We start from the raw sequence: 19,590 nt of genomic DNA, 5'->3' as shown, positions 1-19,590 counted from the left end.
TCACAGTTGTTGTTAACAAAAAAATCTCTCTCAATCCGCTAAAAACGGATACAAGCTACAGATTGAAGCAGTCGAGTCTCCAAATTTTAGACCCAAGTTAGAGCTCTCAGATTCATCTGCCATTGTAAATCTCAAATCTCAAATCTCAAATCTGAAATTGACTGACTTAAGGTTCCGGAAATCGCGGCTGCCACCACCCATACCAAGAAACCCAAGCATTTTCTAGCAGTTTTTGGGCATTTTCTGGAGTTGTTTTATCCAAAGGCACAGACATCTGAGTCCACAAACATCGCCTGTCTTGAATATTTCCCCTACCCAACAGCCAAAACAAAACCCGGTTTGGCTGCCAATCGCGAGTGTTGCGATTGTATCTAAACTGTTCGGCAGTGACTGTAGCACTGCCGCGAGGATTGATACACGAACTCAAATACAATCGATTTTGCTGTTGCAAAATTCCGTGAAACCCCGCGCCTTGAGTGTTTGCTAATGTTAGTTTACCAGGAGACGACTTCAGAATAGTATGTCCCTTCATCATACTTTCCACATCCCCGATGGTACCTACCACATAGCGCATCTCTATTTCTAGAGCAATGTTACTTTTTTGATATTCATACTTTCTGGCAACCTTGACTTCTGAGGTATCGCTAATTTTCAGCGGCGCGCTGTTTTGTAGTTTCCACTCTGCTAGAGGCACCGTAGAGGGAAATTCAAACTTGGTTGCAGAATTATTGCCTTTCGAGGGATAGAATGTCAATTTGCCTGCGACTAATAAAACTCCTGTAAGAGTAACAGCCAAAAGAGAAATTCTAACTGGTTTCCAATAGGTAATAGCCATTATTAATTTTCTTGCTCCTGATTTTGTGGTTCGTTTTTTAAGATAGCAAACCAGCAGAATAACCCGAAAATTAATACAGCAATCATCGAAAAGACTACCGAACCATTTCCTTCGTGCCAGTATTTAAATGCTTCGGGTTGAGATAATGATACTAGCACTGCCATGAGAGCAACTCGGGCTGCATTAACTACAAATGCAATCACGACTGCAAGGATTGGTACTACAATTTTTTGCGCCACAGTTGTAGGAAACATCAGTAAGAAAACCAGGGCTAGTCCTAGCAATTGTAGAATTGCATTCACCCCCGAACAGCCGTGATATACTTCGACGCTGCCCTTTTCTAGGATGAGAAAAACTCCTTTACGTTGAACTTCAAATCCTATATAGTGCAGGAGAAAATTTGAAAATTTGGCTGTGTATAGGGCTACATTAGCAAATACTCCGATCAATCCGGGAGGAATAGCTGTATAGGCAAGAATTAGCAGTTCCTGCCAATATTGTTTCAGTCCTTTGGTGCCGGAAGCTAGCAACGCCAGACTGATTCCTATCAAGAAAGGCGAAGCCCTGATAAAAAAGTCGTATCCAAATATCGAAGAACTTTTGAGCAAGATAAAAGCAATTAAGGAGGCTCCAAAGAAGCTGGCGAAAATTCCGCTTTCAAAGGTTAAGGATTCGTGCCTTTCCCAAATGAGAAATGCTACAACTCCCCAAAACAGTAACATTGTGCCAAATAGGTCTGTGTCGTTGGTTCTGGAAGTCAGAGTCAGTTGCACGCCAATCAAACCGGAGGCGATGCCTAACAGCCAGTATTTCGGTTCTTGGATGTGTTTGAGCCAGTTGATTTCGGTCATTGCTGCTTTCTGTTTTTACTAAAAACTTTTAAAATGCTTAACTTCGATCGCTCTTTTGAAATTATCAGCTACAAACAGTTGCTTTTATGGGCTATGAATGAAGTTTAACTAAATCTTCACATACATTGACAATTGTCAATGTATGTGATAAATGTAAAAGTCATTGTTGGTCGTTATTTGTTGGTTGTTAAGTATTAGGTGTTAATTACTGGTTTTAATAACTAATAACTAATAACCAATAACTAATAACCAATAACCAATAACCAATAACCAATAACTAATTAGCGTATATCTTGCTGTAGTAAGTTTGATATTCCTCGGAAAGCAGGGGTTCCCACCACTCGCGATGGGCTAAATACCATTCCACGGTCTGCCGCAAACCTTCTTCAACTGTGACTGAGGGAGTCCAACCTAACTCTGTTTTAATTTTGTTGGCATCAATAGCATAACGCCGATCGTGCCCGGCTCTATCTTTGACAAATGAGATCAGTTGTTCGCAAGGACGTGCGGGCAAATCAGCAGCTAATTCGTCCATTAGTTGGCAGAGCATTTTGACTAAATCGAGATTTTTCACCTCGTTGTTGCCGCCGACATTGTAGGTTTCCCCGGGCTGGCCGCGGTTGATAACGGCATCTAAGGCGCGGCAGTGGTCGAGCACGAACAGCCAATCTCGGACGTTTTGACCGTCGCCGTATACTGGTAGCGGTTTGCCCAATAGCATATTGATGCACATTAATGGAATCAGCTTTTCGGGGAAGTGATAGGGGCCGTAATTGTTGGAACAGTTGGTGATGATTGTTGGGAGCCCGTAGGTGTGGAAATAGGCGCGGGCGAGGTGGTCGCTGCCAGCTTTGGAGGCTGAGTAGGGACTGTTGGGGGAGTAGGCGGTTGTTTCGGTAAATGCTGGGTCGTCGGGGCCGAGACTGCCGTAAACTTCGTCGGTAGAAACGTGGAGGAAGCGCATTTGTGATTTGACAGACGAATCATCAATTACTTCCCAATGCTTGCGGAAGGCTTCTAAGAGTGTGAAGGTTCCGACTACGTTGGTTTGAACGAAGGCGCCAGGCCCGATAATCGATCGATCGACGTGAGATTCTGCGGCAAAGTGGGCGACTGTGTTGATGTTTTCTTCTTTCAGCAAGGTATCGACTAGGGCGCGATCGCAAATATCTCCCTGCACAAACCGAAAATTTTCTCCTCCTTCCAAACTTGCCAGGGTTTGTCTGTTGCCGGCGTAGGTTAAAGCGTCGAGCACGACTACTCGATCGCCCGGATAGCTGCTGCACCAGTGATGCACAAAATTCGAGCCGATAAATCCAGCCCCGCCCGTCACCAACAATCGATGAGGATGTCGCTCAATGCCTTGATTCCCGCTGTTTGTCATAAAAATAAAAGTTTTTCCAATAAATAAGCCTTTTCAAAAGTAGCCTTAAAAGTAGTTTTTCATCAAGTGTGGGTCGCCCTGTGATTAAAATTTCTATTGTCTGACTTCAGATTTTCTAATTTGGGCGCGATCGCAATATTGACTCGGTTGACTTTAATTTATAACGGCTTGTTTGTCAAAACGCTTGCTTAACAATGGTTTCAGCTTTTTTACCTGGCAACTTTAAATTTCAAGGGGGATTGAGAGATGTTGGCAGTTGCGATCGATCTGTGATGTGGGCGGCGATCGCTTGTTGATAGATTTGTAAAGAGCTGTTACCATTAATTTTTTAATTATCCTTTACAAAATCCAGAGCAGCATGAAGAAGTTTCAAGTGTTAGCTGGCATTGCTTCTACCGTCGCGATCGCGAGCAGCATCGCCATAGGTGACGCCGCATCTGCTTTCCCCTGTTCCTACAAAAAATCTGGGGCCGCTCAATCTGCTTCTGGGCCAACGATCCTAGGTTCCGACGGCTCGGATCAAATTAATCCGTGGAAATCCAACAAAACAGTAGCTCTCGGTTTCCTAGGTTTGGCTGGGATTTTGGGTGGAGGTGCGGCCTACATGAGCTACCGCGCCGGTCAGCGCGCCTCTGCTGCTTGCGCTGCGATGAGCGATAATTTTGAAGTTTTTGAAGAGTCGCTAGATCCGATCGCAGATACAGGTGTAGCTGAGCCAGCAGATGCGGTTGCAGGCGTTCGCGAACACCCGGAAGCTCCGGGCGGCGAGCTGGATTTGCCCGTAGCGCAAGTTACCGAGACCAGTTCCGAAAGTGCGATCGAACCAGTCGAAAGCGCGATCGTCAAATAATTATATCAAACCAAAGTATTCGCACAGGTAGCCTCCAGTCCCAAGGCTGGAGGTTTTTTGATGGGAAATTATTAATATCAAATCCCGTAGCATCGGAATTATTCATCTCTCTTGTCTCTCTCTCTGTGTTCTCTGCGGCCTCTGCGGTTAAATCATTCCGATGCAACCGGAAGCGATATAATTTGTACGCCGAATCGCGATCGGGCGCAATAACCTGCAACCTGGATCTTTTCATCGTTGGAATCCGGTTGCTGCGTCAGTTATTTGTGGAAGCAACTAACTCAATAGACTTGAATTGCGTAAATCTTTGATGCTAGAAGAAAACCGCAGATGAAAGCTGATTAACGCAGATAATTTCGAGATTGGAAGGCGAATGCTGGCAATTGGAGTATCTTGCCGATACTTGAAGTTTACCTGAGTCAAAGCGAGACTGTAGGCAGGGGCGATCGCTCAAAATGCCCTCGATCTCAATCTGAGGTTAGACGGCAAGAGTTCAAATCGCCTGCTATCGTTGGAAATATAGCCCTACAGATGACAAACTATAGGTTATTATGAATGCTTGGCGCGATCGATTCAATCAATTTACGGGTAAAACTCGATTTGCAGTTTGTCGCATCTTCCTTCAGCTAACAGGCGAAGAAGTTGCACCGCTGTTAGGAATTCTCAACCGCACCGCCAGAGAAGCAATTGATGCCGATGGCGATGTAGCAGTGTTAGGAGAAGGGCTGGTTGAAATTTGCAATCACCTGTTGCAGTATGACAACTACTGGCGAGCAGCCGCTAATGAAGGCGATGTTTTTTGGGATGAAGGCGAAACAGGCGATTATGTGGATGAACTTTTTACTGATTCAGCCGATCGCTATCTCAGCGAGCCTCAATACAGCACATCTGTTTCCGATAAAAATTCCCCCTTGTCTTTACCAGTAACTAGAAATGTGGTGGTAATGTTGACAGTCGCCTATGAAGGTGAAGTTCCGGCTCTAGAAACTGACCTCGCTGAGATCGAGGCCCTGAAAGTCGGTTTAAAAGCACTGATTAATTTACATTACCAAGAAAGGCTGCGAGCGGTGCAAGTTCACTTTTCTCCCGCACAGTTGGGAGACGAACTTACCAACGACCAAGTTTTGGTCAATTTCCCAGAACTCATTCCCCTTTAACAATGAGAAAAATCAAAAAATTGAATTGGCAACCCGCGAACACAATTCGCTATCCTCACAAATAATTGTGACCGACGCGCGCTAAAATAAAAGAGTAAAAATAAACAAGGTTTGTAGTAAGGACTTCAGTCCTCTTCTTAGGAATCAATCAAGAGTTTAGTCTAGTCCAAAGTGCGATCGGGTGTTTGGGAAAGAGATATTCCCGACTGCAATTAATTCGTTCGTAGCAATGACAAAAAACAGTGTTAAACCAAGCGTATTGATGACTAATTACCAATGCCCAATGCCCCATTCCCAATGCCCCATGACTAATTATTATCATGCTGCGAAAACTGACAATTTATTTAATGGCTTTAACATTCTTGTGGACTGCAACTGCGTGCGGTTCTCCTCGCACAGAAACTCCTGTAAATCCGGCACCAAATCCTCCGGCAAATCGGAGTGTGAATACACCGCGTCAGGCACCGAGCAATAACTTGGCTCAAGGTCAATATGCCGTACAACAAGCTACCTACGACGATAGTGACGGCGAATACAATTTGATGTTGCTAAATACTCCCCCCGGCAGTACCCCGGTTTACCGCACTACCGATTTGCAAATGGCTCGCTTGACGGCCGAAGAAATATCGGCAGGGAAGAAAAGTTATCTAAATTTGGATAACAATAAAGCGAGCTTGCATTTGACAGAAGATTTTAAAATTGAGTACGTTCACAACGTGACTGAAACTGTGAATAATCCTCAAACCGGTCAGCCGCAAACAGTGGTAGTGAGACAACAATCAGGCTTCTGGGCACCGTTTGCTGGGGCTTTGGCGGGTCAGGCGATCGGCAGTTTGTTATTTAGCCCGCGATATTATATGCCGCCTCTGTATCAGCCGGGAATTATGACCGGATATGGCGGGTATGGGAATACTTACGGCCAAGCTGTCCAGCAGTATCAAACTCGCTACCAAGCCCCGCCTCCGGCTGTGAGAAACCGTCAAGTTTTAAGGACGACCGGCCGCTTGCGATCGCCCACATCGAACGTGCCAGTAAGACGCCCAGCACAGCCAGGAGCCAATCGATCGACCGGTTCGGGTTACGGCGGCAGCGATTTGAGGCGATCGCCACAGTCGCGTCCAAATCAATACAAGCGACAGCCAAGTTTTGGTAGCGGGAGGAGTTCTCGCCAACCCAGTCGCAATCGTTCTTTCGGAAGTGGCAGAAGGCGCTAAGAATCTATGGTGCGTCGCCCTCAAATATCTGCGCCTGAGTGGGAAGTTTGTCAAATTGACGCACCCTACAACTACCTAGGTCGATCGAGTTATTTAGAGGGTCAAATATACCGCGTTTAAAACTGCTTTAAAGCAGACAATTGATCGAGAATTAGAATTACAGATCGCGCAATAACGGGGGTGGATACTCAGCCATAGAATGCCAAACATCAACATCCCAATCCTCTCCCACACCCTCTAGATATTGCCAGTAAGGAAGTCCACTCACTCTTGTTACTTCAATTGCTCTACCCAGTAGCTTATAAAAACGCAGGAGAATATCTTGTCTACTAGAGGCACTTTGGAATGAGATACCACGAGCGTGCATTGGATTAGGGCATACACCATCCTCACAACAAAATGTAACAAGATATTGATCTAGTGCAAAAATTACATTAGTCCACAGGTGTGGTTCATAGGAACTAATATAATTGAGCATTTCAGGTTTTATTGAATTTAGCGAAAGCGATTTACCTGTAACAAAAACAAATGTGAAGATTTGGTGTAAATAATTTTCTCTATTGTCGATCCATTCATCGTATTTCTTATCAATAGCACTGCCTTTTGCAGAGCGATCTAAATCTTTGGCAGAGTGTAGATTGAGCAATGCTTCATTTAGTGCTGATACTGATGTGATGGAGGAGCGAACTTGTCCAACTGCTACAACACATTCACAAGGATAAATACGTTTACCACCTGCTGTTTCAAAACGTGGACAAATAAGGGAATCGGCAACAATTATATCTAGCTGCTTACTCAAGTTGCCTGCTGAATCAAAAATAAATCCTGTTGAAACCTCAAAACGCTTGGGCAAGTGTAACCGAAGAAAACTGCGTAAAACCTCTTCCCTTTCAGTCCCTAATTCCCCTGGATGAGATATTAACTGTTCCTTGAGATCTCTGCTCATGCGATCCCCAGCTAGTGATAGCAATTTTGCAAGGTTTAATTTCTTCATATGAAACTGGATTCTTAACTGTTCTGAGTATACCATGAATCCTTATAATCTTTGAGTTTGCGATCTGCATACTCCTCTAAAATCTTTACATACTCGAAATACTGATGTAGTTCCTTTGCAATAAATGATAAATCAGTGTTAGTTATTGGGAATGTCATACCACTCAAATCGTTAATTATCCAAAAAAGATTACAATCTTGAATGTTAACGACTAATCCCAAGTATTCAGAATCCAAAAACTGCATTTTTAGGTAAATTTTTGAGATGCTTTCCTCAGTTCGTCTTCTGGAACAGTTCAAATATTGAATCCAAGTAGCATAGTTTCCTAAATGTGGAATAATTAGAGGTGCTTGACCATGTGGATCGATAGAACGACACATTTCTTCTACTTCAGATAAGGTAGGATACTTTTCTTCTAATTGGCAGCTAGTTTGTTGTTTAAAGTGTTCAATTACACTCTTTGCATCGCCAATAACTCGATAGGTTTTCTTGGCTATATATGGATACAGATTCTCTTTGTCTTTTTGACTTTTTATATGAACAACAAGGAAAAAGAATATGTAGCTTGATATATAAGACAAGCACAGTCTATCAACGATTGCTCCGAGTTTAGCTCCGCCTTGAAACAGTTCAGGAACATTTGAGAAAATAAAATCGATCGCAATAACAGTAGTGAGGCAAGCTCCAAGGAGAAAATTAATTTCAGTTCTGACGGATGTGAAGTATTGAATCCAACGTTTCCCACTCATCGATCTATCCTCATAAAACGTATAAAACAGTATAAAGCCTCCCAATCGGCGATCGCTATCCTCTAATTAATAAAGCATCTGTCCTTTCACCACCGGATAGCTGACATGACCCAAAGCCTCAACCCCACAACATTACCACCCGCCTTTCCCGATCGCACCCAACTACCTGACTCCGACGGCAATTGTGCGAAAAACTTCCAAGAACATCCCCAGAGTATCCTACTCACCGACTCCCTGGAAACTACACTGCAAACCCTCCACCCCGACGGACAATATGCGATCGGGCAAGATAGCGGTATTTACTGGCGCGAAACTGACCCTCCAGAAAAGGGAGCCGAAACGGCTTGCGCTTTCGCAAACCGTCGCTGGATTTTCCTTATTTTCGAGGTACTGTGCGATTGCGCTACCAAGACGATCGCAATGGAGCTACGACTCGTTACGTGCATTTGTGGCAGCGCGTCGGTCAAGTTGTGGAACCGATGGTAAAGTTGAAGTTAGCAGCGGGTGAAAGGCGATCGATCCAAATTAATTTTATCTATCCTCCCGATGCTACGCCGCCGCAGGTGTTGACGGTGAAAACTTTGGAATAGTTGATGGGAGCGATCTCTGCCTCCGGCAGACTCAAAAAATATGTGATTTAATTGCTTCATTGATATGTAGGTGACAAGTATGTCTTCTTCACAACCCCCGTCAGGGAAAAGAAAACCTTTAGGATTTGATGAATTAATTGCGATCTTGGTTGCTTTCGGCACGATGGGAGCAATTTTCTTTTGGGTAACAGGCAGAAATCCCGATCGATTGAATGCCAGAAGTTGGCAATTTCCAGCCGTTTTTTCTCAACCTGCTGCTGAGCCTGGGAACTCTACAATATTAACACCACCGGCGGCGAGTCCCGAAGTGCGATCGCCCGCTAGAACGATCCTTCCCTCGCAACCTGATGTCGTCCCTGTGGCACCTATAGGGCCACTTTTTCCAGTAGTTCCTCCTATGGGGACGGTTGTTGTTCCCGAAACGCCAAGTGAGCGCGAGGCTGTCCCTCCAGTCATTACCAAACCGAAAGCGGCTAAACCAAAAGCCGGGCCCGTTAAATTCTCCGATGTTCCTGACAAATATTGGGCGCGTCCATTCATTGTAGCTTTAGCCGATCGGCAATTTTTTGCTGATTTCACGGACAACAAGTTTCGGCCAGACGAACCGATTACGCGATCGGAACTAGCGCGCTTAATTCAGGGAATGTCGGACAAAGAACCGCGCCGCAAACCGATTAATTTTAAAGACGTGAAGAATAACAGTCCGATCGCTGGGGCGATCGACCACAGCGTCAAAACTGGATATCTTAAAGGATACCCAGACAATGCCTTCCGTCCCGATAAAGAAGTCCCGCGCGTGGAAGTCATCGCAGCTTTAGCTAGCGGTTTAAACCTGAAACCGTCAGCGAAAGCCAGTAGAACATTACAAGTTTATACAGACAGGAAAAAAGTGCCGAAATGGGCAGTCAACAAAGTAGCAGCAGCCACGGAAGCTGGCATTGTTGTCAATCATCCGAAACCCACTCTTTTGCAGCCTAATAAAATAGCAACTCGCGCGGAAGTAGCAGCTATGATTTACGAAGCGATGGCGAAACAAGGTAAGGTTCCTGTTAAGCCTTCTGACTATGTTCTTAAGCCTGTAAAGCCATCCAAATAATAAGATTTTTGGGGTGCAGTCGAACCCACGCCCCAAAATCAGATTTAATCGTTATTGTTTGTAGTAAGGACTTCAGTCCTTTTTTTTGTATTTCCTGAGGACTGAAGTCCTCACTACGAACCTAGTTTATAGGGGAGCATCTCAGTTTTGTATTTATAGTGCGAGCACCTCAAGAGCTCGCGTATTGTACAATACGCGAGCTCTTGAGGTGCTCGCACTCAAAGAAAAAATGCTTTTTACAAAAATGAGATGCTCCCGGTTTGTAGTAGGGAATGCAAGTCCTTTTTTCAGATTTTCTGCGGACTGAAGTCCTCACTACGAACCTGGTTTGTCGTAGGGAATGCAAGTCCTTTTTCCAGATTTTCTGCGGACTGAAGTCCTCACTACGAACCTGGTTTGTCGTAAGGACTTTAGTCCTTTTTCCAGATTTTCTGCGGACTGAAGTCCTCACTACGAACCTGGTAGATTAATCTTGAAACACCATAATGCTGCCAGAATAACAAGCCACCCAAACCTGATTAGTTTCCGGATCGTAAGTAATCCCGATCGGACTTGAATTAACATTAACTGTTTGCAGCACTTTAAGGTCGCTAGTCCTCACCTTGCTAACAGTATTCGATGAATAGTTAACTACATAAATCAGTTTGCCGTCACCAGAAATTGTCATGCTGCGAGGTGCATTTCCAGTCGAAACCTTATCTATCACTTCACCAGTTGCCAGATCGATCTTTGCCACATTCCCTTCACCGTTCAAAGTGGCATACATATACTTGCCATTGGGATCTATCGTCAAATGACGCGGCGCATTACCAATATTTTTCAACCATTCTACCGAAAAGTCTAGGAGATTGACTTTTGCAATATCCGAAGAACCCATGACGGCAATATAGGCATTTCTTGAATCGGGAGTAACCACAATACCCCGAGGATATGCACCCAGTTTTACCCGCTCGACTTCGCGGTTTTTATTGATATCAACTACGCTCAAATCCCAAGTACACCAATTGCTCGCGAGTACGAAGCGATTGTCAGGTGAAACAGCATTAAATTTCGGAACCGCACCTACAGGAATTATCTTTTCTATTTTCAACGTTTGGGTGTTGATGCGGTACAGGAAACTTTGGTCGTGTTTGGCTGATGGAGAACACCTGTCGCTCCCGGGATTGTCAAACCCAGAACCGTACATTTGATAGTTCGATACATAGCCATATTTACCATCTGTTGAAAAGGCAGCTTCTACGGGAGAACCTTTGTAATTGCCTTTGAATTTAGAAAAGCCAAATTTTGACAAGTTTACTGTATCGGAAATAGTCTTGACTAATTTAAATTTCCTATTGTAAACTGTTATGCTGTGGCTGTACATCATGTTTTGAGCAAAAAATAAACCCGATCCCGAATAAACTATTGATTTCGGCGATATTTTGCCGTAAATAGTTTTTTTCAAAGTCATTTTTCCTTCGGTGTTTGCAAGCCTTTTGCCGGGTAATTCATTTTCTTTTTTGTCGGAACTTGGCGCAGCAGTTTCTGTTTTAAATGGTGGTAAAAATGGTTCTTGAAAAAGAGGTTGTTCTGGTTGATTTTTAGTTGTATCTTGGAGTTGGTTGCTGTTTTCTGTGGCGGTAGGAGATGGCGAAGGTCGATCGACCTTTGATGCTGTTTTTTCCGCAGGTTCCTTGTCAGCGCTGGCGGCTGGCGACTTGCCTTTGATCGCTGACAAGGTTTGAGGGCCGACTATTCCGTCAACTTTCAGGTTGTTGTCTGCTTGGAACTTTTTCACCGCAGCCTGGGTTACGGAACCGAAAAATCCTGTAGCCCTACCGCCAAAATGTCCTGAGGCTTGCAGAGTTTTCTGTACTTCGACAACTTCCGGGCCTGAATCGCCTTTTGTGATTGTGATGGTGAGGGCGGGATAGACTAAATTTAAAATTGCCAGAGAGGTTGTAAAGAAGAGTAAAGGAGTTGCAGCTAAATTTAGGTGCGTTTTCGAGTTGGGCGATCGAGTTTGAGCTGGGGGCGTTTCCCAAGTTTCAGCTAAATGCAGGTAAGCCAATCCGTCCATAGTTTTTACGGGTATTTTTGATGCTATGATACACCAGCTAATACCATTTGAGATGTTAGATTTGAGATTTTGGATTTGAGATTTGGCAACCACTGATGATATAACGGTTTGGCTCGGGTCTAGTGTTGCAGGATTTTTGTTAACCGGCATAACACATTGATTAAAACAAAAATTTAATTATAATTGCACCGAGAGTGCAATCTCCCAGCAGTTTTTAATGGTGCCAGCAAGTAGGAGCGATCGACAATGTTGAGTGAGGAACAAACGGCCGCAGGATCGACAACCCAAAAATCCCGCCAGACGGTGCTGTGGGACGGTGACGGCGGACTTTGCCAGCGGGCTTGGGTAGAAATAGATTTAGCAGCTTTAACTCACAATGTAAAACAGCTTAAGGATCTATTGTCTCCCAACACAGAACTGATGGCAGTTGTGAAAGCGGATGCTTACGGGCACGGTGCGATCGCAGTCAGTAAAACCGCATTGCAAGCAGGTGCTAGTTGGCTGGGAGTCGCGACAATTCCCGAAGGCATAGAGTTGCGGGAAGCTGGGATAGAAGCACCGATTTTGCTGTTGGGGGCAACCAATACACCAGCACAGGTAAAGGCGATCGCCCAATGGCACTTGCAACCCACTATTTGTACTGCCAAACAAGCCCTAATTTTTTCGGAAGTTCTCGTCAGTCTCAACCAATCTTTGCCCGTTCACGCTAAGTTAGATACGGGGATGTCTCGCTTGGGTACTTCTTGGCAAGAGGCAACAGAATTTGTGCAATTAGTCAATGGTTTGCCAAATTTAAAATTAGCCAGCATTTACTCTCACTTGGCGACAGCCGACAGTCCCGATCCCGCCGTGATGAGAGAGCAACAGCAACGGTTCAAAAAGGCGATCGCCCAAATCCAAGCAGCAGGAATTAACCCCTGTCGCCTGCACTTGGCAAACTCTGCTGCCGCCCTCACAGACCCCGATTTGCACTACGATTTAGTACGAGCGGGTTTGGCTACCTACGGTCTTTATCCTGCTCCTCACTTGCAGGCGATCGCTTCTTTGCAGCCCGCAATGCAGGTCAAAGCCCGAGTAACGCAGGTGAAAACAATTGCAGCAGGCACCGGCGTCAGTTATGGCTATAAATTTATTGCTGGGCGCGAGACACAGATTGCCGTAGTTGGTATTGGTTATGCAGACGGGATTCCGCGCAATCTTTCTACTAAAATGCAGGTTTTAGTTAGGGGTAAATTTGTGCCGCAAGTCGGGGCCGTGACGATGGATCAATTAATGCTGGATGTGACTGATATTCCCGATTTAGAAGTCGGTGAAGTGGTGACGTTGTTGGGGAATGATGGAGAAAATAAAATTACTGCTGACGATTGGGCAGAAATCTTAGGGACTATTTCCTGGGAAATTTTGTGCGGTTTTAAACACCGATTGCCCCGCGTTACAGTAAACTGTTAACTGTTTTTAGATGACTTTATAGCGGTTATCAGAAAGATGAGGTATGTTGTTGGGCTTCAGCCCTCTTAGTTTATACAGTTATGAAGACATTTTTACCGCCAGTTCAAACCTTCACCGCCCAGCTAGATGCAGAGAGAATACAGGCGATGCAAGTAGCTCAAGAATTCTCTAGAAAATTCGTAGAATTGGGTTTTCAAATTGTACCTCAAGTGCTGTGGGCGATCGGCATTTTGTTAATTACGCGATTTGCGATCGGGTTGGCGGGTAACGTGACTCGTCGAGCTCTGGGCCGCACCGAGCCCACGCTGCGGAAATTCTTAGTTCAAGCTGCCGAAATTGCGATTTTGGTTGTCGGCGCAGTCGCGGCTTTGAGTCAGTTGGGAATTCAAACTACTAGCGTGGTGGCGGTAGTCGGCGCGGCGGGTTTGGCGATTGGTTTGGCGTGGCAAAATACTCTATCGCACTTTGCTGCTGGGGTTATGTTGATTAGCTTGCGGCCCTTTGAAGTCGGAGATACGATCGAAGCTACGGATGTCAAGGGAGTTGTCGATAGCATCGGGATTTTTTCAACAACCGTCGTGACGGACGATCGCGTAAAAATTATTGTTCCGAATAATAATTTATTTAACGGTACACTGAAAAATACCACAGCGATGGGTACGAGGCGAGTAGACTTAAAAATTGATATTGGCGATCGGCAGATCCGTCCGATGATGGCTGAGTTATTAGAAATTGCCCACTCTCACCCGCTGGTGTTGGAAAATCCGCCCCCAACTTGTTTGGTAATCGAGATCTCTCCTGATACAACTATTCTATCTCTGCGACCCTGGTGCGCGTCGGTGGCCTACGAACAAGTGCGATCGCAAATTCAAGAACACGTCAAAGAAGCCATGAATGCCCACAAAAATCAACAACAATAAATAACACTTTTCAAACAAACGCAGTACAAAAAACAATTTTAGTATGGTACTGCTCCATGCTGGCACTTCCAGGTTTCTGATATGTACCCGATTAAACTGGTATCTTCTCTATAAATCCCAAATCCCAAATCCCAAATCCCAAATCTAAAATGAGTAATTGGTCTCCCCAACAAATTTTGCAAGAACCCGGTGTCAGGATGTCCGCCACCGAGAAAGAAACAATTATCAAAAAATTTCCGCCTCCCGACGAACAAAATCAAATCTATGCCGACGCCATTTTTGAAGGCGGTGGCGTGCGCGGACTTGCATTTTTAGGCGCACTCAGATGCTGCCACGATTTGGGCATCCGCTGGCGAAAATTGGCCGGTACTTCTGCGGGTGCAATTACTGCCGCAGTATTGGCAACAGACTTGTCAATGGACGACTTGGAGGAGTTGTTAGGACAGCTTGATTACAGCCTATTTTTAACTCAAAAAAACAGTCCTCTAATTTTAAACGGCGACCCCGCCGACGACTTGCAATCTCCAGCTTGGACGCTACTTTTCCTCACAATTAGCCGCCAGATGGGAGAATATTCAGCACAACCTTTCCGGCAGTGGTTGGAAGCAACACTTAGCAAAGGTCACTTGCACACTTTTGCTGATGTCAAAAAACAGCTAAAAGAGCGGGAATTAAAAGTAGTAATCTCAAACCTAAGTCGCGGTGAAATGTTGGTACTGCCCGACGACTTGCGGCGTCAAGACTCTGCCGATTCCGATGCCTTGTACCAACAGTTGCGCCTCCAAAATCCCGAAGATTTTAGCGTAGCTGAAGCAGTGCGATTGTCGATGAGCATTCCGCTATTTTTTGAGCCAGGAAAACTGGGTGACGACTTAATTGTCGATGGCGGAATTCTGAGCAATTTCCCGCTATGGATTTATGACAAACAATCTGTCGGTTCAACTCCCGTTATGCCCCGCTGGTTTACCTTTGGGTTTCGATTGGTCGATACTGGCATTGAGAGTCAAGTTAAAATTAACACTCCGCTGTCAATGCTGGCGGCGATGTTCCGAACGATGATGAAAGCAAGAGACCGCTATCACCAGCGGGAAATGGATAAAGGCAGGGTAATTAATATAGATGTGAGTGAAGCTGGCGTGACGACGACGGATTTTCAACTTGATGGCGATCGCAAGGCTAAGCTATATCGATTGGGGTATTTGTCTACTAAGAGGTTCTTTTTGAGTTCCAATTTTAGCTGGGAAAAGCACTTGAAGGCCAGGGGCTTTGGGGAATAGGCGATCGGGAGAGGAGATTGGGAGAGGGGGAGAGGGGGAGATTGGGTGCATCTGGCGCAAGGCAAATATATCCGTAGGGGCGAAGCATGACCGCAATCAATATGGGATTATAACTAATAACTTATATGCGGTCATGCTTCGTCCTCTTCAAAAACCAGATGCACCCGGGAGATTGGGAGAATTTTTCCTTTTTCGATCAAACGTATACAGCGAGAGTGATTCAGGAATTTTTGGTTTAGGGGTTGGCAAGACGAGGATGTGTGTGCTATTATTAGTTACCGTCATCTTGGAGAGGTGGCTGAGTGGTCGAAAGCGGCAGATTGCTAATCTGTTAAGGGTGTTAACATCCTTCGAGGGTTCAAATCCCTCCCTCTCCGTTCTAAAAGCTCGTTCCCTAGGAACGACTCAACGTAAAAAAGGTACGTAGTTGCGCTTCAGCGCTCCGGCATTGCTAATTTGCGGTATAAAGCAGAGAAAAAAAGGTACGTAGTTGCGCTTCAGCGCTCCGGGATTGCGAATTTAAGGTATAAATGAATCAAAAGGAATCAAGGTGAAAAAATAAAACAAACCAGTGAGTCAATATAGCTGAATTTTCAAGTTATCCATTTTCCTACCCTGATTAAGTAATGCCCAGCGCTCTTTATAAGATTAGGAAAGAGCGCTCAAGCGCAACTACGTACCTTGCCCCAAGCGCGAGCTGACCTTAAACCAACGAAAACAAAATTACCATTTCCCTATCCGAATAGATACTGTATTTGAATTAATTTAGCAGCAATCATCAGCTACCAAATCTAATCAAGTGCCTTCATTGCTTCCACAAACTGCCGCGAGATAAAAGGCAAAATCTCTTCATTTTTGCTATTCTCTTTCCCCTCGGTAAAGACAACTAACAAATACGGCCGCAAACCAAGTATTTCAATATAAGCAGCATCATGACGAACTTGACTTGTCAACCCCGCTTTTGACCACAATTTTGTATTTTCTGGTAATCCGCCACCTAAAAAACCTGTAACTTGATTTTCGGGATCTGCTTCTAATGCTGCTGGTTCTAAACTGCGTTTCATTAAACCCATCATGTCTTGCGATGCTTGTGCAGAAACAGCTACGCCACCGATGATAGTATGCAGCAAACGCGCCGCTGCATTTGTAGTCAGCATATTCCTATTTTCCATTAATTCTCCCACAAATGCTCGCTCGCGACCGTAGGGGCCGTCGCACCAGGTTTTTTGATTGGCGTTAATGTTTTGTAATTCCGGCCAATCTAATGATTGAAAGTAACGGTTGATGAGGTTTCGCTGCTGTTTCCAAGTTTCAAAGGGGCCTGGTGATAATTCGGGGCCGCTGGTGGTGCCCGTGAGGGCGTCTACTACTAAGCTGGTGGCGTCGTTGCTGGAGTCAACTATCATATCTCGGACGGCGCGTTCTAATTCTGGCGATGTTTGAATCATGCCTTTTTGTGTCCATTCCCAGATGGCAACAAGGTAGAATAGTTTGACGATGCTGGCGGGATAAATTCGTTCGGAAGCCCTGGCGCTAAAACCTCGCGGTTGATATTTCCAAAATTCTTGTGGACTTAGGGCGCCACCTGTGTTGACTCGCACTGGCGGATCGTAGACGATCCAGGTTACTGCTGTACGATCGCCCTTCAATCCTGTAAATTCTGCCTGGACTGCATCTATAATGCTACTGCCGAGGGTTTCTAATTGTTCGTCTTTGTGGAAAAATGTCATGGTTAATGGTTGACTGCTGACGATTAACGGCGGTTGGCGGTTGGCTAATGGCAATAAATCGTTAAGTGCGAACAATTAATAGCAAATAATTAGCAATTAGCAATTAGCAATGGTCAATTATCAATTATCTGATGGTGTGGAGTATCGAGCGCGATCGCACATAAATATTTACGATTCCCCAAAGTGCGATCGTTTGGCCACTCAAGCAGCCTTGGGGCGACATTTGCTCCTTTTTGACCCCCCCCAGCCCCCCCTTGTTAAGGGTGGGAGAGATGGCATAGATTCCCTTGTGCAGGGGGATACAACGGCTGTGATGGTGCGGCTGTGCGAAGACGATTATCCGGGATGGCTGGATCTTCGAGATATTGAGTTGCTCGAAGTCACAGAAACAGTGTATCATCCTCTGGTGCTTTCTGAGGCTCAAATTAGGGATAAATTGTCGATCGCAATTACCTTTACTCGCGAGGCGATGCAGCAATCCAATTATTACCTTTGGGGCGGTACAGTCGGGCCAAATTATGATTGTTCGGGATTGATGCAAGCTGCTTTTGTGGCTGCGGGTATCTGGTTGCCGAGGGATGCTTACCAGCAAGAAGCTTTTACTACATCTATTAGTGTTAGCGATTTAGAACCGGGAGATTTAGTATTTTTTGGTACGCCGGAAAAAGCAACTCATGTAGGATTGTACCTTGGAGATAATTGCTACATTCACAGTTCTGGAAAAGTACAAGGTCGCGACGGTATTGGTATCAATGTTTTGTCGGATGATGGGGATGCAGTCAGTCGAGCTTATTACCAGCAATTGCGCGGATATGGTAAAGTTGTGGCAAGTTATCAACCTAGTGGACAGTTGACAGTGGACAGTTGACAGTGGACAGTTGACAGTTGACAGTTGTAGGGGCGGTGTCCCCGTACCCGCCCTATTTTAGTTAACAGTTAACAGTTGACCAATGACCGTTGACTAATAACTAATAACTAAAAACTAATAACTAAAAACTAATAACTAATAACTAATGACCAATGACCAATGACTAATGACCAATGATTAATGACCAATGATGTTATCTAACAAAGCAATGGACGCTGCATTATTTTTGGAAAAATTGGCCGAACAGCAGGCTGCAACTGAGGTGGCGATCGACGTTTCGGTCGTGGTGCCAGTGTATAATGAGGTGGAAAGTTTGCCTCATCTGATTGAGGCGATCGCCTCTGCGATTCAACCCTCTGGACTCAGCTATCAAATTATCTGTGTAGATGACGGTTCTAAAGACGGTTCTGCTGACCTTCTCAAGCAGCTAGCCGGTAGTCGCGATGACCTTTGTGCTGTGCTTTTGCGCCGCAATTACGGGCAAACTGCTGCCATGTCGGCAGGTTTCGATCGCTCGACAGGCCGTGCTATTGTTACCCTAGACGGCGATTTGCAAAATGACCCTGCTGATATTCCGGTGTTGCTGGAAAAGTTAAATGAAGGCTACGATTTAGTTAGCGGTTGGCGCAAAAATCGGCAGGACAATACTATTAGCCGCCTGATTCCTTCTAAAATTGCTAACTGGTTAATTGGTCGCGTTACGGGCGTAACTTTGCACGACTACGGCTGTTCTTTGAAAGCTTATAAATCTGAGTTAGTTGCAGACTTAAATCTTTACGGGGAGTTGCACAGATTTTTGCCTGCTTTGGCATTTATTGAAGGGGCGAGAATTGCAGAGATTCCGGTGCGACATCACGCGCGCCGTTTCGGTCAAAGCAAGTATGGCATTTGGCGGACTTTTCGGGTATTGATGGATTTGTTGACTATTTCTTTTATGAAGAAGTTCCTAACTCGACCGATGCACGTTTTTGGACTTTTGGGCATGAGTTCGATGGCTTTGGGAACGGTTTTAGGGATTTATTTGACAGTCCTCAAATTGGGTTTCGGTCAAATTATTGGCAATCGTCCTTTGCTGATTTTGGCTGTGGTGTTGTTGTTGACGGGCGTGCAGTTATTTTGTTTTGGTTTGTTGGCGGAAGTCATGATGCGGACTTATCACGAGTCTCAGGGAAAACCGATTTATCGGGTGCGTGAGGTGTTTGGTTCTAAATAAAAGATTGGTGTCGATTATACTCGGCGATTGAAATCGCTACTACACAAACAAAGTCCGCCTGCGCGGACTGAAGAAATCGGAAATTTTAAAACCCCTTTTCTGACTATATTCGGCGATTGAAATTGGTGTCGATTATACTCGGCGATTGAAATCGCTACTACACAAACAAAGTCCGCCTGCGCGGACTGAAGAAATCGGAAATTTTAAAACCCCTTTTCTGACTATACTCGGCGATTGAAATTGGTGTCGATTATACTCGGCGATTGAAATCGCTACTACACAAACAAAGTCCGCCTGCGCGGACTGAAGAAATCGGAAATTTTAAAACCCCTTTTCTGACTATACTCGGCGATT

17 protein-coding genes, 1 tRNA gene and 1 pseudogene are annotated in these 19,590 nt (G+C 45.0%); 12 read left to right on the top strand and 7 right to left on the bottom strand.

The annotated features are described in order from the left end of the window. Positions 1 to 166: 166 nt before the first annotated feature. The 3 genes from QZ938_RS07190 to rfbB all read right to left on the bottom strand — a co-directional run bounded on the left by QZ938_RS07190 (position 167) and on the right by rfbB (position 3,070). A complete protein-coding gene (locus tag QZ938_RS07190; RefSeq protein WP_293348180.1) occupies positions 167 to 835 on the bottom strand; it encodes a cyanoexosortase A system-associated protein in 669 nt (222 codons plus the stop codon). A gap of 2 nt (positions 836 to 837) precedes the next feature. Beyond that, positions 838 to 1,686: a cyanoexosortase A gene (gene crtA / locus QZ938_RS07185; protein ID WP_293156359.1), complete on the bottom strand. Its 849-nt coding sequence runs from the start codon at positions 1,684 to 1,686 to the stop codon at positions 838 to 840. A gap of 277 nt (positions 1,687 to 1,963) precedes the next feature. Continuing rightward, positions 1,964 to 3,070 (bottom strand): dTDP-glucose 4,6-dehydratase, encoded by a 1,107-nt coding sequence (rfbB, locus tag QZ938_RS07180; RefSeq protein ID WP_293348183.1) that lies wholly within the window; start codon positions 3,068 to 3,070, stop codon positions 1,964 to 1,966. 358 nt (positions 3,071 to 3,428) lie between these two features. Here rfbB and QZ938_RS07175 point away from each other — a divergent pair, with 358 nt between their 5' ends. The 3 genes from QZ938_RS07175 to QZ938_RS07165 all read left to right on the top strand — a co-directional run bounded on the left by QZ938_RS07175 (position 3,429) and on the right by QZ938_RS07165 (position 6,291). Beyond that, positions 3,429 to 3,920 carry a hypothetical protein gene (locus tag QZ938_RS07175; RefSeq protein ID WP_293348186.1) on the top strand — a complete coding sequence of 164 codons (492 nt, stop codon included), beginning with the start codon at positions 3,429 to 3,431 and terminating at the stop codon, positions 3,918 to 3,920. A gap of 551 nt (positions 3,921 to 4,471) precedes the next feature. Beyond that, a complete protein-coding gene (locus QZ938_RS07170) occupies positions 4,472 to 5,077 on the top strand; it encodes a DUF1517 domain-containing protein (RefSeq protein ID WP_293156368.1) in 606 nt (201 codons plus the stop codon). 320 nt (positions 5,078 to 5,397) lie between these two features. Next, the gene (locus tag QZ938_RS07165) at positions 5,398 to 6,291 is read left to right on the top strand and encodes a hypothetical protein (RefSeq protein ID WP_293348189.1); all 894 of its coding nucleotides are present in this window, start codon (positions 5,398 to 5,400) and stop codon (positions 6,289 to 6,291) included. A gap of 157 nt (positions 6,292 to 6,448) precedes the next feature. Here QZ938_RS07165 and QZ938_RS07160 read toward each other — a convergent pair whose 3' ends face one another. After that, complete coding sequence (locus tag QZ938_RS07160) at positions 6,449 to 7,285, bottom strand: DUF6602 domain-containing protein (protein ID WP_293348192.1); 837 nt, start codon at positions 7,283 to 7,285, stop codon at positions 6,449 to 6,451. 14 nt (positions 7,286 to 7,299) lie between these two features. Beyond that, on the bottom strand, positions 7,300 to 8,034 hold the full coding sequence (locus QZ938_RS07155) for a hypothetical protein (RefSeq protein ID WP_293348195.1): 735 nt from the start codon (positions 8,032 to 8,034) through the stop codon (positions 7,300 to 7,302). Positions 8,035 to 8,139: 105 nt separating this feature from the next. Between QZ938_RS07155 and QZ938_RS07150 the strand changes: the two are divergent. The 3 genes and pseudogenes from QZ938_RS07150 to QZ938_RS07140 all read left to right on the top strand — a co-directional run. After that, a pseudogene (locus QZ938_RS07150) lies at positions 8,140 to 8,373 on the top strand (Uma2 family endonuclease); the annotation flags it as partial. Between the two features lie 53 nt (positions 8,374 to 8,426). Further along, complete coding sequence (locus QZ938_RS07145) at positions 8,427 to 8,624, top strand: DUF3370 family protein (protein ID WP_363318773.1); 198 nt, start codon at positions 8,427 to 8,429, stop codon at positions 8,622 to 8,624. 79 nt (positions 8,625 to 8,703) lie between these two features. Then, positions 8,704 to 9,720 (top strand): S-layer homology domain-containing protein, encoded by a 1,017-nt coding sequence (locus QZ938_RS07140; RefSeq protein ID WP_293348198.1) that lies wholly within the window; start codon positions 8,704 to 8,706, stop codon positions 9,718 to 9,720. Positions 9,721 to 10,186: 466 nt separating this feature from the next. Here QZ938_RS07140 and QZ938_RS07135 read toward each other — a convergent pair whose 3' ends face one another. After that, positions 10,187 to 11,929, bottom strand: coding sequence for a peptidoglycan-binding protein (locus QZ938_RS07135; RefSeq protein WP_293348201.1), 1,743 nt, complete (start codon positions 11,927 to 11,929; stop codon positions 10,187 to 10,189). 96 nt (positions 11,930 to 12,025) lie between these two features. On the opposite strand from QZ938_RS07135, the gene alr reads away from it, so the two are divergent. The 4 genes from alr to QZ938_RS07115 all read left to right on the top strand — a co-directional run bounded on the left by alr (position 12,026) and on the right by QZ938_RS07115 (position 15,802). Beyond that, entirely contained in the window at positions 12,026 to 13,228 is a 1,203-nt protein-coding gene (gene alr / locus QZ938_RS07130; RefSeq protein WP_293156690.1) for an alanine racemase, read from the top strand. A gap of 80 nt (positions 13,229 to 13,308) precedes the next feature. Then, positions 13,309 to 14,148: a mechanosensitive ion channel family protein gene (locus QZ938_RS07125; protein WP_293156687.1), complete on the top strand. Its 840-nt coding sequence runs from the start codon at positions 13,309 to 13,311 to the stop codon at positions 14,146 to 14,148. Between the two features lie 149 nt (positions 14,149 to 14,297). Further along, entirely contained in the window at positions 14,298 to 15,425 is a 1,128-nt protein-coding gene (locus QZ938_RS07120) for a patatin-like phospholipase family protein (protein ID WP_293156684.1), read from the top strand. Between the two features lie 288 nt (positions 15,426 to 15,713). Next, positions 15,714 to 15,802, top strand: a tRNA-Ser gene (locus tag QZ938_RS07115). Positions 15,803 to 16,216: 414 nt separating this feature from the next. Here QZ938_RS07115 and QZ938_RS07110 read toward each other — a convergent pair. Beyond that, on the bottom strand, positions 16,217 to 17,155 hold the full coding sequence (locus tag QZ938_RS07110) for a serine hydrolase (RefSeq protein WP_293156705.1): 939 nt from the start codon (positions 17,153 to 17,155) through the stop codon (positions 16,217 to 16,219). A gap of 109 nt (positions 17,156 to 17,264) precedes the next feature. Here QZ938_RS07110 and QZ938_RS07105 point away from each other — a divergent pair, with 109 nt between their 5' ends. Then, on the top strand, positions 17,265 to 18,023 hold the full coding sequence (locus QZ938_RS07105; RefSeq protein ID WP_293348204.1) for a C40 family peptidase: 759 nt from the start codon (positions 17,265 to 17,267) through the stop codon (positions 18,021 to 18,023). A 208-nt stretch (positions 18,024 to 18,231) separates the two neighbouring features. Next, positions 18,232 to 19,236 (top strand): glycosyltransferase family 2 protein, encoded by a 1,005-nt coding sequence (locus tag QZ938_RS07100; protein WP_293348377.1) that lies wholly within the window; start codon positions 18,232 to 18,234, stop codon positions 19,234 to 19,236. Positions 19,237 to 19,590: the final 354 nt, after the last annotated feature.

Origin of the sequence: Microcoleus sp. CAWBG27 (assembly GCF_020883145.1) — a bacterium.
Taxonomy (GTDB): domain Bacteria; phylum Cyanobacteriota; class Cyanobacteriia; order Cyanobacteriales; family Microcoleaceae; genus Microcoleus.
This window is presented reverse-complemented; position numbering and strand designations above follow the sequence as displayed.